The organism is Neobacillus bataviensis LMG 21833 (genome assembly GCF_000307875.1).
In the GTDB taxonomy this organism is placed as follows: domain Bacteria; phylum Bacillota; class Bacilli; order Bacillales; family Cytobacillaceae; genus Neobacillus; species Neobacillus bataviensis.
Genome location: NZ_AJLS01000110.1, coordinates 1 through 537 on the forward strand (window position 1 = coordinate 1; position 537 = coordinate 537).

Annotated in this window: 1 pseudogene; it reads right to left on the reverse strand. The window is 38.9% G+C overall.

The features are described 5' to 3' along the window. Window positions 1-336 (reverse strand): annotated as a pseudogene (locus tag BABA_RS28415) (glucosaminidase domain-containing protein); the annotation flags it as partial. Between the last annotated feature and the right edge of the window lie 201 nt (window positions 337-537).

The window sequence follows — 537 nt, forward strand, 5'->3', positions numbered from 1 at the left end:
TTGTGAAATTCCCCAAAGAGTATCACCAGATTTGGCGGTATAAGTAGTTGAACTGCTATTGGTTCCAGAATTATTATTCGTATTTGTGGTTGTCGAGCCACCAGAATTAGTATTTCCAGCTGAAGAAGCTCCGTCAAAACGAGTCAAATTATATTGAGAAATAATGCGATTCAGTGAAGCGCCATAACTTGGGTCGGTAGCATATTTGCCCGTCAAAGCAGCAGTAGCGTCTTGATAGGTGGCAGCATTAACCCGCCAAGCCTTAGCGTAATAGGGACCATTCCCAAAGTTTGTTGTTTTTAGGACATAAGCATTGTCTTGAAAACTTTGATTAAAGGAAGGATAGACCTAGAACTACTCAAGGGGGAACAGCAGAATTTATTAATCTGACATCTAAGGGGAGGGAATATATGGTAAAAAAGTCTGCTATTAGAAGAAATTAAAGTTTACAAAGAAGAAAAGAATTTATATAAATAGTATGACCCAGTATTAATCTAAGTGAGAATCGTGCGTGATGCGCCTTCCTCCAACCTATAG